This is a genomic window from Candidatus Trichorickettsia mobilis, from assembly GCF_034366785.1.
Classification (GTDB): Bacteria; Pseudomonadota; Alphaproteobacteria; order Rickettsiales; family Rickettsiaceae; genus Trichorickettsia; species Trichorickettsia mobilis_A.
In genome coordinates, this window is the sequence record NZ_CP112932.1 from 1034623 (window position 1) to 1050000 (window position 15378).

A 15378-nucleotide genomic window follows, 5' to 3' on the forward strand; every position below is an offset into this window, starting at 1 on the left:
ATCTGAATTATATTGAACTTCCATCATAGCAATCTCTCGACCGCGTGTCTGAGCTGAAACACAGCCGAAGCAATCTAGAACTCGTATGGCAATTGACTAGGTTGCTTCGCCAACGCCTCAGTTTAGACGAGTGAATAGCTCAAACAAAACGGTTTATATCGTCTCTTTTTCCTTAACTTGACGCGTAGGTTTTTGCGAATACTCTCTAAATTAGAAAATATCAAATATTCTTTGTAAAGTATTGAGTTGTGCCTTGAATATTTTTAAAGAAAATCCATAACCATCTCCAGCATTTTTAACGGCTGCAGCAATTTCTGGCTGCTCACGTTGAAATACCTCGGTTATGGTCTGTATATTTCGTTTTGATAAGGAATCATTATCTGCTGTGGCAGCTTTAAGCTTATCCTGTTCTATACCAATTAGCGCAATTGCCTGACCAAGTAAGGCAGTTGCCTGATTTAAAGCTTCATCTATTGCTACTGGATCGGGAATAGGAGCTTTTAGCAAATTCATAGCTCCTATTGCTTGGGCAACTCCTGCCATACCAGCATATATATTTCCAACTGTTACTGTGCCTAACTCAGATACTTGTACTTTTATTGGATTTGGTGCAGAGGTAGTATAATTAGTTGTAACATCACCATCAGCATCAAGATTACTGACTGCAACCAAGTCACCACAAGGAGGATGTTTGGAATCAACTCCACCAAATAAATATGAGCCATTAACAATTTGAATATTTAGTAGTTCTTGAATTTGTGGTAATGCAGCATTTGCTTTGTCGGTAAATGTACCGGCTGCATTTGCATTATCAGGTATAGCTTCTTTTAAACGGGTTATTACGTCTATGATTTTAGTTAGAGCATCTCGCTCTTGACCTAATCTTATAGTAGTTGTGGTGATGTTCAATTTAAAACCAGTTATTGCAGCAGACTGACTTTGGATTCTATGAAATTCATTAAATGTGCCAGAATCACGTAACTTATCTTGTGTGTCATAGCGACGTGTATCGCCTTTACTAGCTTCAACGAATCCCTGCTTTGCTTTGTTAATTGTGCTTACAGAGCTATTTGGAATAGTGTTAATTATGTCTAATATGTGGAAAGAGTTAGTCATAATGGTTCTCCTGAAATTACGCAGCAGCTGCCGCGATACTATTTATTATCATTTTATTAATATCGTTTGTTATTCTGATTGTTGCAGTAATAGCGTTAAGAAGATCTTGTAAATCAAGCGTTTTTAAATATTCAGTTTGTTTATCAATACCACTATTATCATTACGTAGCTTAGTCATAGTTTCTAATACATTTTCTGCAACTTTTAGATCATTTTTAGCTGTTCCTAATTGTCCAGCTAAACTACTGGCAATTATAGTGGTCACTCCATTTAGTGTAGCAGAAAATGTTGGAACTAGCTTTGTTCCTTCTACAGTTATCATCTTTTTGTCTAAATCGCTTAATAGTTGTACTACTTGCGTTGAAGCATTGCCAATTCTGCTGCTATTTATGGTAACATTAGCATTTTTGTCGGTACCACCTCCTAAAATTGTTGCAGGTATAATGGCAAGTGGTCCGGTTACTACAGCAGCACCATCAGTAAGAGTCACATTTGTTCCTCCTCCCATATTAACAGCAACTTGTATATTATTACCAGATAGACCAGGATTCTTTGCTGCTAAAGTAATGGTATCTAGTCCATTGGATACGGCATCTACTAGCAAACCGTTAGTAGCAGTAATTGTATTTGCTAAGTTGGCCATAGTAGCGGGCAAGCCACCGCCTATTAACACTTCATTTGCAGCAAGAGGACCAGCAGCTCTAAAAGTAAAAAGCTGTCCCGCAATAGTAACAGTATCACCAGGTGCAGGATTTCCTGCAAAGAGCATATCCATTGTTGCGCGAGTGTCACCTACTTTAATAATATCTACTCTTCCACCTAAGCTTACTTTTCCCATTGATATTTTATTAACATCTGTAGCAATTTCAGGATTGACTTCCAACTCACCAGATTTTTCATTCCAATTAAAGTAATCATTAAAACCAAAAAAATGACCAAAGCCTCTATCAGTAGCTGACTCAGTGTTAAAACCTAAGTCCTTACTATCGCTACTATCAATTATTAAAGCAAGCTCCTTACTTGTGGTTTCGATTTGTAAGTAACCTTCTGTATATACATCATCATCATTTATTCTGCTGCCGTCTGCTTTTACTAATCTGGCAGTAGCAATAGGTAGATGAGTTATTAAGCCCGGTGGTGGTGCTTGGTGCATATTTCCAGCTTGAGGTGTTCCCACTACTCTTTGATTGATCATATTTGGATTTGCTGCATTAACAGAAAATCTAGCTGTACCTTCTCGCACAACTCCGTTGTCTCCAATTACTCTTATTTGAACATCGATATCATGTGCAGCATTAATACCTCTAACAGTAATTGGTTGGTTAGTACGAATATGTGTACCTTTTGCTAAATTAAATGCTTCTGGTAATTGGCTTACAAGAGCTCCACCGCCTGAAACCGCAACTCCAAGAATCTCAACTTTACTACCAGAATACTGACTACCATCTATTTCAAAATCAAAGGTCAGTATTCCAGCATTAATACCAGCATTATCAATATTCGATCTACCAACTAATTTAATGTCATTTACTAAATACTGATTTGGAATCGCTACTCCCACTGGTTGTTGATCAAACACTTCCCCAATTGATAGCCGATTACTGCTAATTCCTGAATTCAATGATTCATTAAGTTCTTTGACAATATCAGCGACTTTAGGTTTGCCATTGCCATTTAAACTTGGCAGTTTTTCTAAATTTATCTCTATATCTCTTATCGGTCCAGAAGAACCTTCAACTTCCTCACCTTGGCTACCAACAACCGCAACTTTAATACCTCCTCCCCAAGAGCCAATTTGAGATAAACTTACTAGCTTATTGCTAGTAAATTTAGTTTTTGGTGGAAATGGTGAGCCACTATTATGCATTTTATTCACTCTATCAGCTATGGTTTTAGTAAGTGCTGTAAGAGTTTCCTTTGAATCTGGTAGTATCTGGTCACGTAACTTAATGTTAGCACTGATTGCACCACCAGCAATTTGAGAGGCCATTAAACTGTTGCTATTTATTACTTCGGTACTGCTTATTTTTTGATTATCACGATTGTACCAATCAAGGTTTACCGGATTTAAGGACGCCCCTCCAATCATTGCTTCTTGTGATAACAAACCAGCATAGCTAAGTTGTGCATATCCACCAGTTTGATCTAAAATAGTTGCACCGCCATTAGTGCTTGAAACTAATGCTTCTCCTCTATTTCCAAACCTGACTCTAATATCAAAATGAGTTGCCAACTGATTTAGCAATCTATCTCGCTGGTCAAACAGCCTAATAGAACCAGAGATACTTATTTGCTCATTAAGCACTTTTAAATCTCTGATAATTTGATTTGCTTCTTGTATACTTCCTTGTAAATTTTGGTCGGCATCATATCTCAATGCATCAATTTTTGTTGTAATATCAGAAATTGTATCGGCTAATTTGATAGAGTTTGTAACAAAAAATTGTTTTATTGAAGGATCCTGATTAGCAGCTAATGATTTAGCGCTACTAGTAAAATTTACTACCGCCATCACTAAACTTGACTTAGATTGATCACTAGGATCACCAAGTGCTTGTTGTAGAGATTGCAAGCTTCGTTCAATTACTCCAACCCCAGAAACTTGAGTTATACTAGAACGAAGCGCTTTTGCTATCTGGATATCGCCACGACGTATTGATATAGATTCAATCCTTGATACATTGCCACGCACATCTTCAACAAAATGAGGATCGATGCCGGAAGATTGAGGCACATTAGCTCTTTGTATATTATCAGCAATATCTCCTAGAGCTTTTTTGGCTTCAGTTAAAGATGCATAGTTAACTTTCATTTCTATACCTATTAAGTTTAGATTTTATTATTTACGTTAATTGCTGGCATAATTTTTTCAAGATTTTGCGTAGCCGCAATCTGGCCATCTTTATTATATCCGTACTGATTCACTAGCTGGTTAACTCTAGAAGAATTATATATTTCCATTATTTTTTCCCCTATCTCAATATTGCTACGCAATAAAATTTCATTCTCTTGCATTAAATCATGTAGTGAATTGTATTTTATTTTTGCCTTCTCAAAGATTCCTTTCACTTGTTGATCATTCGCAACATCATGTTCCTGTAGAGAAGAGTGAAGGTCTGATTCAATTTTTTGAAAATTAACTAAGATTTCATATTTCTTGTCCAGCATTTTTGCAGCATTATTAACATCACCTTGTAACAACAATTTATTTTCTTTCTTTAAGAAAATAATGAATGAATCAATGCTGATAAGCAATGAATTTAGTATAACATTGATATTTTTTGACATTATCGTTTTTTTATCATGCATAATTAATACTATTTATTTTTTATTTCTTCAAAGATACTTCGCTCAACTTCAGTTACTTCTGGATTATTCTCAACCCAAGCTTGTAACAACTGTTTCTGATAGAGTTCTACCCCTGGATCTTCATGCGCTGCTTTAAATATCTCAACAGTATTGAACATTTCCTGCCATAGAGCAGTAAGAACCAATTTTGCCAGTTGCCCTGCTAATTCTTTTTTTTGCTCTAATTCTTTAGAAGCAATATTCATGCCATTTTCACTAACGTTTGGTATTTTTCCTTTGTTGATGCTAGAAATTTGTGACGATTGAGGATTTAAGTTTTTCTTCACCAATGTATTAAAATCATTCGCTTTATTCTGCGAGCTATTTACTTGCTCAGTAGCAATAGAGTTGGCATTATTAATTTTTTGTTTTTGTTGTTCACGCAACTCATGATAACGATTTGTTTCAACTTTTGCCGGAACGGGATTTACACCTAAGGAATTACTGAGTGGCATATTATAACTTCATGAACATGTGGTACGTAAACAGGATATACGAAGGTCAAAATTGAAGAAGTGCTAGGAGTCGTAGAGTCGAAGCGCGGAGCGTACATAAGGTACGCGAGCACTGGAGATCTCTAACGACGACAACGCAATTCTCAATTTTCACCGAGTATTATATTATCTTATCTCAATGACAGCATCCAAAGCACCTACAGATTTCATATTATGTAGAATACTAATAATGTCACGTGGCCAAACTCCAAGTTTGTTAAGACCGGACACTAATTCACTTAGTGTTGCTCCCTCACTTAATTCATGAACAGCTCTACCACGTTTGTCATTTACAAATTTGTTGACCAAATCCTGTTTAGCCTCAGGCATTGTTGGACTTAATTTATCGTAATCCAATTGCCCTATATTTACAACTAAATTCCCTTGTGCGATTGCTACCGGTCTTATATGAACCTTATCGCCAATAACTACAGTGCCTGTAGCCTCATTAATCACAATTTTAGCTTTATAATCGGGCTTAACATTTAATTTTTCAACTTCCGCAATAAATTCAATCATATCATCCTTGCGGTAACTAGGCACGGTTACTTGTATTGTTGCTGCATCCAGTGCTACTGCGGTATTACCAGGTATATAATTGTTAATTGCTTCAGCAACAGAAATTGCTGTGCTAAAGTCAGGCGAATACAATGAAAATTTAATATGAGTTAAAGAAGAAAATTGAAAATCAATTTCATTTTCTACTATTGCCCCGCTTTGGATGTATCCAGTAGTTTCTACAGACATATTTCTAGTTTTTACTTCTGCTGCAGCGGGAGTAAATTCCGGTATTGTCACTGAACCTTGAGCAACTGCATAAACATTACCATCAGCACCAAGTAATGGTGTAGCCAGTAAAGTTCCACCTTTTAGACTTTTTGCATCTCCTAACGTACTGACTTTTATATCAATTCTTGATCCTTGCCTAGAAAAAGGAGGTAAGTTTGCTGTGACAGTTACTGCAGCAATATTTTTAGTTTTTATATTAGTATCACCTTGGGTATTAATTCCTAAACGTTCCAAGAAATCTGTTAAACCTTGTTTGGTAAATATGGCATTATTTAAATTATCACCACTACCATTTAGTCCGGCAACTAATCCGTAACCTACCAGCAAGTTTTCACGCACACCTTCAATAGCTGCTATATCCTTAATTCTTGTTTCACCGTAAGCAGTAAAACTTATTAATATCATAGCAATGCTTGATAGTACTTTCGAGAGAGATCTAAATATTTGCCGCATAATGTTTGCATTATTTGTTTAAATTATTTCTACTTAAATGTATTTCAGCTTGTTGATTTTAGCAAATTATAATGTTCAATTGCTTTATTTAAATCATCTATCGTATCTACTGAAATAGGTATATCATCAACATAACATATACCTATATCTATGTCATGTTGTAAAGCTCTTAACTGTTCTAATTTTTCTTGTATTTCTAATGCTGATTGCGGCAATTTTACAAATTTTTCGAGAGTATCTTTACGAAAACCATAGATACCAATATGATATAGAAATTCTGTGGCACCAAAGGGAATCATACTACGAGAAAAATATAAGGCTTTGTAGTTGTTATCTACCACTACCTTAACATTACTGCTGCTGTTGGCAACATCAATACCTACCTTAGCTACCGGAGTGACGATACCATATTGTGATTTTTTTAAATATGCTATTACATTTAAGATGACAGAAGCTTTTATAAAAGGCATGTCGCCTTGTACATTTATCACATATTTAAGCTGTTGCTGGTGGTCAAGATTTTGTAGGGCTTCATAAACTCGATCTGTTCCTGATGTGCAATCAGTATTAGTCATAATATATTTCCCGCCAGCTGCAATTACTTCATTGGCAACGAGCTCAGAATCGGTAGCAACGTAAATGTTTTTTAGACCAGTAGCTTGTACCTGATTTACTACATGTGCAATCATGCTTTTATCGCCTATAAGCTGTAGTGGTTTTTGTTTCAGCCGCTCCGATCCTAGTCTTGATGGAATAATAACGGCAACGTTGGAAGTATACATTTTACCTTCAATCTAAAATAATAATTGACATGGTAGCTTTTTTGCTCGATAAAGTAAAACCAAATTATGGTGTTTACATCATTCTTGAAACTAAAATAATATCAATCACCTTAAAAGATAATGAGCCCGTAGCTCAGTTGGTAGAGCACTTGACTTTTAATCATGTGGTCCCGGGTTCAAGTCCCGGCGGGCTCACCACATCTATACAAATATGAATATACTTCGTGCAAATGAAGAGTTGGTAATGTCATCCTGAATTTATTTCGGGATGACATTGTCTTATCTTTACCAAATTCTTCAAGCTAAACGAGGATACGTAGGAATCGCAAGTTTTATAGTCATGATGATTGATATTGGTTAACATCTCCAATTACGGTCATATCAGAAGTGTCAACACTGTATGGAATCATTTGCTCTATTTGTGCTATCTCTAATAGATCATGAGCTTTGATGTGCATGATTTCTTGGTCATCTTTAAGTTCAAGCATTTTATTTAAATACTCAACCTTTTGTGCTAATAGATCATGTTTTAGTTGTAGATTTTGTTGATCCCCACCTTGTTGTTGCTCAAGCTGTGCAATTCTAAGGTGTAGTATGTTACCTTGAGTCTCATAAGCTTCATAAGTATCAACAGGTAGTAATGCTAGTGCTTGCTCGTAGCATTCAGCAGCTTGCGCTAAGTCTTCTAGTTCGCCTGACTTGACAAGTGCTATAGCTTTATCAAAGTAAAGTTCAATATTGTTAGGTGTTAATTTTATTGCTTGTTCAAAAAATAGCGCTGCTTCTTCATACTGGCCTAACAGACAAAGAGCGTAGCCACAATTTTTATAAGCACTAACATTAGTTTTATCGTACTGAATTACGGTCTGAAAACACTCAATTGCTTGACTATAATTCTGTAAACCACTATGAGCTATAGCTAGATTGTAGCAAGTATCAACATATTTTTTAGCATCTAACAACATTAGTATTTCCTCGCTATTATGTGCAAGTGCTTTGTTATAATAGGATATTGCCTCTGAATATTGCTCCAATTGTTGCAAAGTATATGCGATACAAAAAGAAATAGGCTGATACTCAGGTGATCGTTGATAGTTGGCGTTAAACTTTTCTATAATTTGAAAATATTTAAGCACTTCAGCAAAATCATTGGCGCTAAAGAGTTCTTGAGCATTATCAAATAGTAGGTTAATAATCTCAGTTTGAGATTCGATAATTTCGTGATAGTTAAAGTTTAATTTATGCTGCAGTACATCGAAATACTCCTTTATTTTTACTAACATACTACATTGTGATTGTAGGTCATTTAGTTGGAGCTTGCTTTGTTTTCTAATATTATATACTAGTTGTTGATACGTACCATCATGCTGATCGCTATAATGACTATAATTCTTCATACCGGTAGTAAGTATTGACATCGTGTCCGCTAAACATTCAAGTACTTTGTCAATTTTGTGCAACTTACAATAGCTTTGAATAATATTAGCATGAGCAGCATGATTTTTATAATCTAACTCATGTGTTTTGTGTAGGAAACCAAGCGCTGATTGATAATCACCAAAATGCATAAGAAGTTTAGCGTAGCTTAAATGAGCGCCGACATGATTAGAATCACAAATTGTTGCGGTCTTAAAATACTTTTCTGCTTCTTTGTAATTTTGCAAATTAGTATATACTAGAGCTAAATTGTAACAAATATCAGCGTATTTCTCTTTATCCAGCTTTGTTATCATATTCTCATTCTTACTCTGTATTTGTGTACGTGCTTTATTATAATATTCTATTGCCTCTGAATATTGCTCTAATTTTGAGTAAGTATTTGCAATATTAAAAGAAACAAGTTGATATTGAGATGTTCGCTGGTAGTTAGGATATACATTATCTATAGCTTGATAGAACTTAAGTGCATTGCCAAAATCGCCTGTATTAAAGAGCTCCTCACCTTGGCTATGTAGCAAATTTGTAAGATAAGTATCATCTTCTTTCAAATGAGAAAGATCAATCTCAGGTATAAGTGCAAGCACGGAATCACGATACTCATTAATCTTTTCATATTGCCCAGAAAATTTGCAAATATTTATAGCATGAAGATAGGATTTAGCACAAAGTTCGAGATGTGTATTAAGTGCAATTACTTTGAGATAACATTCTTGCGCCTTATTATATTGTCTTATAGCTTCGTAAGCATTAGCTATATTATAATTAAGGTTGCTATCTTTGGTGATAGCTACTGGTATTAGCTGGGCTAACTCCTGATAGCTGATGATTGCTTGTGCATAATTGCCCAAACTTAGTTGGGTATTTATGATATTTATAGATTCTAGATACTCATGGTCGCTTGTGTTGAATTTACTCATAATAATTTAACCTTATATTTAATATTATTACATATTATATTAAAATATGCAATTGAATTATAATATAATAATTAATAATTTTAAATTTCTTGTATAATTAAGCAAGTAAGATATAAGCTAGTGTCAAGAAAGTAAAAAATCCTGATGCATCGGTAATAGTTGTCAGAAATACGCCAGAGGCTGTAGCGGGATCAATATCAAGTTTTTCTAAAGCGATTGGGACCATCGCTCCAAATAATCCGGCGATAATAAAATTGATGAATATTGCGCTGCCAAAAATAATGCTAAGATATAAATCCGTAAAAATGGCTAAACTGGCGCTGGCGCTGATGCATGCAAAAAGAAATCCATTCAATCCACATACCATAGTTTCTTTTAAAATCACTTTGATTATATTAGTATGATTAATATCTTTATTAGCTAAGGCACGGACGGTGACAGTCATAGCTTGAGTGCCGGCGTTTCCTCCCATAGAAGCCACTATTGGCATAATTACTGCAAGAGTAATTAATTGCTTTAAGGTGGCGCTAAATTGTCCAATAATCAGTGATGTCACAAAAGCGGTGATTAAATTGATAAACAACCAGGGAAAGCGGTGTCGAGCTGTATGAAAGATGGTAAGAAAGGTGTCTCTAGTATGAATTCCACCAAGTTGCATAATTTCTTTTTCTGTTTGTTGGTCAACAATATAAATCATGTTATTTACAGATACGCTACCGATTAATTTACCGCTCTTACTTACCACTGGTACAATAGTTAGGGCATACTTCTTAAATATAAAAGCAATGTCAGTAAGTGGGGTCAAAGTGTTGGCTACTTTGAATTCACTATTCATAATTTCTCTAATCATGGTACGTCTATAATATTTAAGCAAGGTACTAAGTAAAATATTGCCTACAGGACGATAGCGGTTGTCTACTACGATTGCTGCGTGAAAATCACGTTGTGGATGAGTTTGACGAATAAAATCAATAGCTTGACCCACTGTCCAATATTCTTGAAAAGAAATAAAATTTCTTTCTACGATCCTACCGACAGTATCTTCTGGATAAGTAAATCCTTCGATGATTTGTTGTTGTTTATCGTTATTGAAATTGGCGACAATCAGTTGTTTGACTTCATCGTCGATAGTTTCTATGACTTCAATGGCATCTTCTATCGCTAATTGATCAAGTAGAGCGCAAGATTTTTCAATGCCAAGTACTTCGATTACTGAATGTTTTGCATTATCACTAAGCCATAGCATGGTTTCTGGTTTGATCTTGTCACTTAAAAGTGGCAAGATCTTTTTATGAAGTTTATCATTAGCATTATCTAAAAAATCTGCAAGCTCTGAGTAATGTAGTGTAGTCAAAATAGCTATTGCTTGCTCTAACCTGTCGTGATTAATTAAATCAATAATATGTTCGAAAGTTTCGATGAATGCTTCATAATTATCGGCTGATATTTTTTCTGGTGCATACATGTTTTTGACACTAGGAATTTTGTATAAGTAATCATCCAACTTCGCTCTGAAGTTAGTAGGAAGATAAATTTATAAGTGGAGAGTGTTCAATAAACCATGCGCGTCAAGTTAAGTAATCTTCTCTTTTTCCTTAACTTGAGGTGTAGGTTTCTGCGAATATTCTCATAAAGACTTAATAAGTAAAATAGATATTTATTTTAAGTTTTTGGTGCGGTCGAGAAGATTTGAACTTCCACTCTGAGTCAGAACAGCACCCTCAATGCTGCGCGTCTACCATTCCGCCACGACCGCTTATTAATATTGTTAAATACTCGTTTATAGCAAATTATCTAGTTATAATCAACAACAGTGACGAGATATATTCTTAAGTTGCAGTTTTTTTGCTAAGAGCCTGTCAGATCAGTAGATATAAGAGAGGAATTTTTAGAAAAAACGAAGTCGGGTGCCGCAAGCAGTCTCTAGTTTGTTGCGGAACGGAAATGAATTTTGAGTGAGCAAAATTACCTCTTAGATGCACTGATCTGACAGGCTCTTAGAATTTAAGTGCAAATTTTGATCGATAATGCATGTAGCCCGTTATTAAACTCATCATCTAATAACTTATTAATGATGTTGTGTTGTTCTAAGCGAGTTTTTTCTTTAAGTATATCAGCCGATATTTTAATGAAAAAATGAGTTTCAGAATCATCGGCATGTTCGGCATGTCCAACGTGTAAAGATGTTTGGTCAATAATTTCGAGATGATGAGGTTTTAGCGCAGCTAATTTTTGCTTTATCCGTTCACTACGTTGCATATTTGATTACTTGCTATTAGATTTTTGTTAGTATACTGTTAATGCATCAACAAATATAGATATACCTGCGATACTTCAAGATTTGATGTAACAAATTTGGAGATTCGTACGTCTTCGTGTGTTAGTTAATATATTGCGGATGCTTACCATTCGTTTTTTTTAGTAACTTTTTAATATCTTGGTATTATTAAGTTATTGTTTTGATAAGCGCTAATAGACTTCATATCTGGTTGTGAAAGGTATATTTAGAAATTTATGTTAAACATAGAGTCAACAGAAGATATCCAAATACAAATTAATGATATGCAATCTGGTTATTGTGTATTAATTAAATTGATTAATTACGATGAGTTACAAGCTGTTTGTGGTTTTGCTATTGCTAAACATATAATGAATGATCTTAATAAAATTATAAGACAAGTTTGTCACGAGATGATAACACCGGCTTATAGTAAAATTGAACATAATAAAGTATTAGTGATTTTACCTAACAGCGATCATGAGTTAATAAAGAAATTTGTCTATAAAGCTTATACTGCATCGCAGCTATATACCAATGAACAAATTGAGTTCGCTTATATGAATTGTAAAATTGCTAGCATTGATTTTCCTGGAGCTAGCAATAATGCTGATGAGATATACGCTCTTTTGGCCGGATTATTGGTTCATGATAAAGATCGTAGTTGTTATTATAAATCCTATGACAGTCGATTACATAATTTAGAAATTATTAAAACCTCTAATAAAAAACTAAATAAGCTAAGGAAAGCTCTAGAGAGTAATACTGTGGTCTTTGCATATCAACCAATAGTAGATCGTAAAACTGGCCATACGCATTACTATGAATGTCTACTGAGAATGCCTGATGATCATAATAATTTAGTATCTGTAGGTGGAGTGATTCAAGATGCAGAAAGTAAAGGATTGATTAATATAATCGATCAAATTGTGCTCAGAATGGCGGTAAATGAATTGGTAAATGCATCTGAGATTAGTTTGTCGGTTAATATATCAAATATTGGTATTTTAGATAGTTATTTACTTGAAATAGCGGAGAGTTTGTTAAGAAAACATAGTGATGTAGCATCACGATTAATTATTGAGATTACTGAAACATCAATAAATGAAGATTATGAAAACACCAAAATGTTTATTGATAGATTGCACAAGTTTGGTTGTAGGTTTGCTTTAGATGATTTTGGTTCTGGTTTCACTTCATTCAAGCAACTCCAGAATTTGCCAATCGATATTATTAAGATTGATGGTAGTTATATACGTAACGTTGTTAATGATCGACATAGTCAGTATTTTGTTGAGACTTTAGTTAAGATTTCTGAAGAGTTAGGTATAAAAACTGTTGCTGAATTTGTTGAAAATGGTGAAATTGCCAAATTTTTGATTGATATAAAAGTAGATGGTATGCAGGGTAATTTCTTTTCGCCGGCTTCTAGTAAAAGAAATTTATAAAATAGACCTCTCTCGTGTGATTAAGAGAGCTCTATTAAATCTTCTCCTTAAGGAATGGTATTATGAATATTATCTCGGGTTTTGAGTGTCTACGACAGCAAGTTGAAGATATTAACTCATTGAAAATTTACGGTAAAGTTATATCGATTAAAGGTATTCTGATTGAATGCAATGGAATTAATGATTTCGTAGCGATTGGTTCAAGGTGTAAAATACGAGACATCCAAAAAACACAAGAAATTCTCTGTGAAGTAGTGGGTTTTAGTAATGATACAGTGTTGTTAATGTCATTTAATGATACTGAGGGTATAGGCTCTGGCGCTTTAGTCGAAGTATATCGACATGATAACGTTATAGCTCCCGATATGTCATGGCTTGGACGGATAGTTAATGCTTTTGGCGAGCCTATAGATGAACTTGGTCCATTAAAAGTTGGTGGATCAGCTTATCAGTTGAAGGCTCAACCACCGGCTTCACAAAAACGTGGGCGGATTGGAGCTAAAATTGATCTTGGAGTTAAAGTAATAGATACGTTTGCCAGTTGCTGTTATGGTCAAAGAATGGGAATATTTGCTGGAAGCGGTGTTGGTAAATCTGTATTAATTTCTATGCTTACGAAATATGCAGCGACAGATGTCAAGGTGATTGGGTTGGTAGGAGAGCGTAGTAGAGAGGTAAAGGAATTTATAGAAGAATATTTAGGAGCAGATGGGTTAAAACAGGCAGTGATAGTTGTTGCTACCGGCGATGAGTCGGCGCTGCTGCGTAAACGAGCAGCTTATACGACGATGGCTATTGCTGAATATTTTCGTGATCATGGCAAAGAAGTATTATGTATTATTGATTCAATTACGAGATTTGCCATGGCTCAACGTGAGATAGGTTTAGCTATCGGAGAACCGCCAACTACTAAAGGATATACACCATCGGTATTTAGTGAGTTACCGAAATTATTGGAAAGAGCTGGTCCTGGGGTTAATGGTGTAAATATCACTGGTTTATTTACTGTTTTAGTTGAAGGTGATGATCAAAATGAGCCGGTTAGTGATACGGTACGTGGTACGGTTGATGGTCATATAGTAATGGATAGAAGTATAGCTGAACGAGGAAGGTTTCCAGCTGTAGATGTGCTAAAAAGTGTATCTAGAGCGATGCCTCAGTGTAATTCAGATTTAGAAAACAGACAGGTCAATTTTGCCAAACGAATGTTGTCAATTTATCATGATATGGCTGAAATGATTAGGTTGGGTGCTTATAAAAAAGGTGCTGATCCTGATGTGGATTTAGCTATTAATTACTATAATAAGCTTGAGACTTTTCTTAGTCAAAAACCGAATGAAATCTGTGCTATGAGTGAAAGTTATCAGCAGTTAGGGGATATCTTAAGCATCAAAGAATAGAGTTTATAATTAATGGTAGCAAAAAAAATTAAAACTTTTAAAACGTTAATTAGGCTTCATGAAGATAAGCTCAATGGGTTACGTCGTAAAATTAATGATTTGGATATCGAGAGAAGTAATTTAAATAAATCTTTAACGGAGCTTGTGAGCCAAGCTGTTATAGAAGCCAATAAGTATACAGGTAGTGAATATGCGTTCATTTTAGATACTTATTTAAAACATGTTGAAAATAGTAGAAAACGTTTGCTTGAACAAATCTACTCTTTAGACTATAGAATCTCGCAGTTACAGTTAGAATTATCAGTACAGTTTGCGGAGTTAAAAAAATTTGAAATTGCTCAGCAAAATCGTGTCAATATCTACCAGGAAAAAGCCAGACAGGCTGAAACTAAGTTTTTCGATGAATTAAATGTTATGAAAATAAATTCTAAATCAAGCTGATTTTGAGAGAGTGGTTAATAAACCATATGCGTCAAGTTAAGGAAAAAGAGACGATATGAACCGTCATTGCTAGTCCACCTGGGGTTTTCCTTATAACTATCGGATATCATTTCGGGATGACACTATCGGTAGTTATGCAGGTTCCTCAGTTCAGAAGCAAGTGTATTTGTCTCTTTATTCTTAACTTGATGCATATGGTTTATTAGACCTCTTGCATAACCTATTCCGGTTGGTAATTTTGTTGTCAAAACGCAGGCGAAGTTCCGCAGCAAACAAGGGTACGCTACGGTACTCGATTTCGTTTTTCTTAAAAATTCCTCAACCGTCTCTAGGTTATGCAAGAGGTCTATTGAACACTCTCGATTTTGATGACAAAATTACAAACCAGCTATAAATTAAGTTATGAAAGAGGTCTAATGATAATACTTGGTATTGATCCTGGTTTAGTTAGAGTAGGGTGGGCTGTGATTAC

Annotated in this window: 13 protein-coding genes and 2 tRNA genes (1 of these 15 only partly in view); 5 read left to right on the forward strand and 10 right to left on the reverse strand. The window is 34.9% G+C overall.

Going from position 1 to position 15378, the window contains the following annotated elements; all coding sequences use genetic code 11:
• Positions 1–210: 210 nt before the first annotated feature.
• The 6 genes from Trichorick_RS04730 to Trichorick_RS04755 form a co-directional block, all read right to left on the reverse strand.
• Positions 211–1116: a hypothetical protein gene (locus Trichorick_RS04730; RefSeq protein WP_323737875.1), complete on the reverse strand. Its 906-nt coding sequence runs from the start codon at positions 1114–1116 to the stop codon at positions 211–213.
• A 16-nt stretch (positions 1117–1132) separates the two neighbouring features.
• Positions 1133–3928: a FlgK family flagellar hook-associated protein gene (locus tag Trichorick_RS04735; RefSeq protein ID WP_323737876.1), complete on the reverse strand. Its 2796-nt coding sequence runs from the start codon at positions 3926–3928 to the stop codon at positions 1133–1135.
• 17 nt (positions 3929–3945) lie between these two features.
• On the reverse strand, positions 3946–4425 hold the full coding sequence (locus tag Trichorick_RS04740) for a hypothetical protein (protein ID WP_323737877.1): 480 nt from the start codon (positions 4423–4425) through the stop codon (positions 3946–3948).
• Positions 4426–4433: 8 nt separating this feature from the next.
• Positions 4434–4919 carry a hypothetical protein gene (locus Trichorick_RS04745; RefSeq protein ID WP_323737878.1) on the reverse strand — a complete coding sequence of 162 codons (486 nt, stop codon included), beginning with the start codon at positions 4917–4919 and terminating at the stop codon, positions 4434–4436.
• A 165-nt stretch (positions 4920–5084) separates the two neighbouring features.
• Positions 5085–6152, reverse strand: coding sequence for a flagellar basal body P-ring protein FlgI (locus tag Trichorick_RS04750; RefSeq protein WP_323737879.1), 1068 nt, complete (start codon positions 6150–6152; stop codon positions 5085–5087).
• Positions 6153–6244: 92 nt separating this feature from the next.
• Positions 6245–6982, reverse strand: coding sequence for a 3-deoxy-manno-octulosonate cytidylyltransferase (locus Trichorick_RS04755; RefSeq protein ID WP_323737880.1), 738 nt, complete (start codon positions 6980–6982; stop codon positions 6245–6247).
• A gap of 122 nt (positions 6983–7104) precedes the next feature.
• Between Trichorick_RS04755 and Trichorick_RS04760 the strand changes: the two genes are divergently transcribed.
• Positions 7105–7180 (forward strand) — tRNA-Lys (locus tag Trichorick_RS04760).
• Positions 7181–7320: 140 nt separating this feature from the next.
• Here Trichorick_RS04760 and Trichorick_RS04765 read toward each other — a convergent pair.
• From Trichorick_RS04765 to Trichorick_RS04780, 4 genes are all read right to left on the reverse strand, one after another.
• Complete coding sequence (locus Trichorick_RS04765; RefSeq protein ID WP_323737881.1) at positions 7321–9339, reverse strand: tetratricopeptide repeat protein; 2019 nt, start codon at positions 9337–9339, stop codon at positions 7321–7323.
• A gap of 97 nt (positions 9340–9436) precedes the next feature.
• Positions 9437–10804: a magnesium transporter gene (mgtE, locus tag Trichorick_RS04770; protein WP_323737882.1), complete on the reverse strand. Its 1368-nt coding sequence runs from the start codon at positions 10802–10804 to the stop codon at positions 9437–9439.
• A gap of 206 nt (positions 10805–11010) precedes the next feature.
• Positions 11011–11095: transfer RNA gene (locus Trichorick_RS04775), tRNA-Leu, on the reverse strand.
• 248 nt (positions 11096–11343) lie between these two features.
• Positions 11344–11598, reverse strand: coding sequence for a BolA family protein (locus tag Trichorick_RS04780; protein WP_323737883.1), 255 nt, complete (start codon positions 11596–11598; stop codon positions 11344–11346).
• Between the two features lie 255 nt (positions 11599–11853).
• Here Trichorick_RS04780 and Trichorick_RS04785 point away from each other — a divergent pair, with 255 nt between their 5' ends.
• The 4 genes from Trichorick_RS04785 to ruvC all read left to right on the forward strand — a co-directional run.
• Complete coding sequence (locus Trichorick_RS04785) at positions 11854–13065, forward strand: EAL domain-containing protein (RefSeq protein WP_323737884.1); 1212 nt, start codon at positions 11854–11856, stop codon at positions 13063–13065.
• A 62-nt stretch (positions 13066–13127) separates the two neighbouring features.
• Positions 13128–14465 carry a flagellar protein export ATPase FliI gene (gene fliI, locus Trichorick_RS04790; protein ID WP_323737885.1) on the forward strand — a complete coding sequence of 446 codons (1338 nt, stop codon included), beginning with the start codon at positions 13128–13130 and terminating at the stop codon, positions 14463–14465.
• Between the two features lie 12 nt (positions 14466–14477).
• The gene (locus tag Trichorick_RS04795; RefSeq protein WP_323737886.1) at positions 14478–14906 is read left to right on the forward strand and encodes a hypothetical protein; all 429 of its coding nucleotides are present in this window, start codon (positions 14478–14480) and stop codon (positions 14904–14906) included.
• Positions 14907–15322: 416 nt separating this feature from the next.
• Positions 15323–15378: the beginning of a crossover junction endodeoxyribonuclease RuvC gene (ruvC, locus tag Trichorick_RS04800; protein WP_323737887.1), read on the forward strand. Its footprint extends 421 nt past the window's final position; the window shows 56 of its 477 coding nt (coding positions 1–56); it begins with the start codon at positions 15323–15325; its stop codon lies off the right edge, out of view.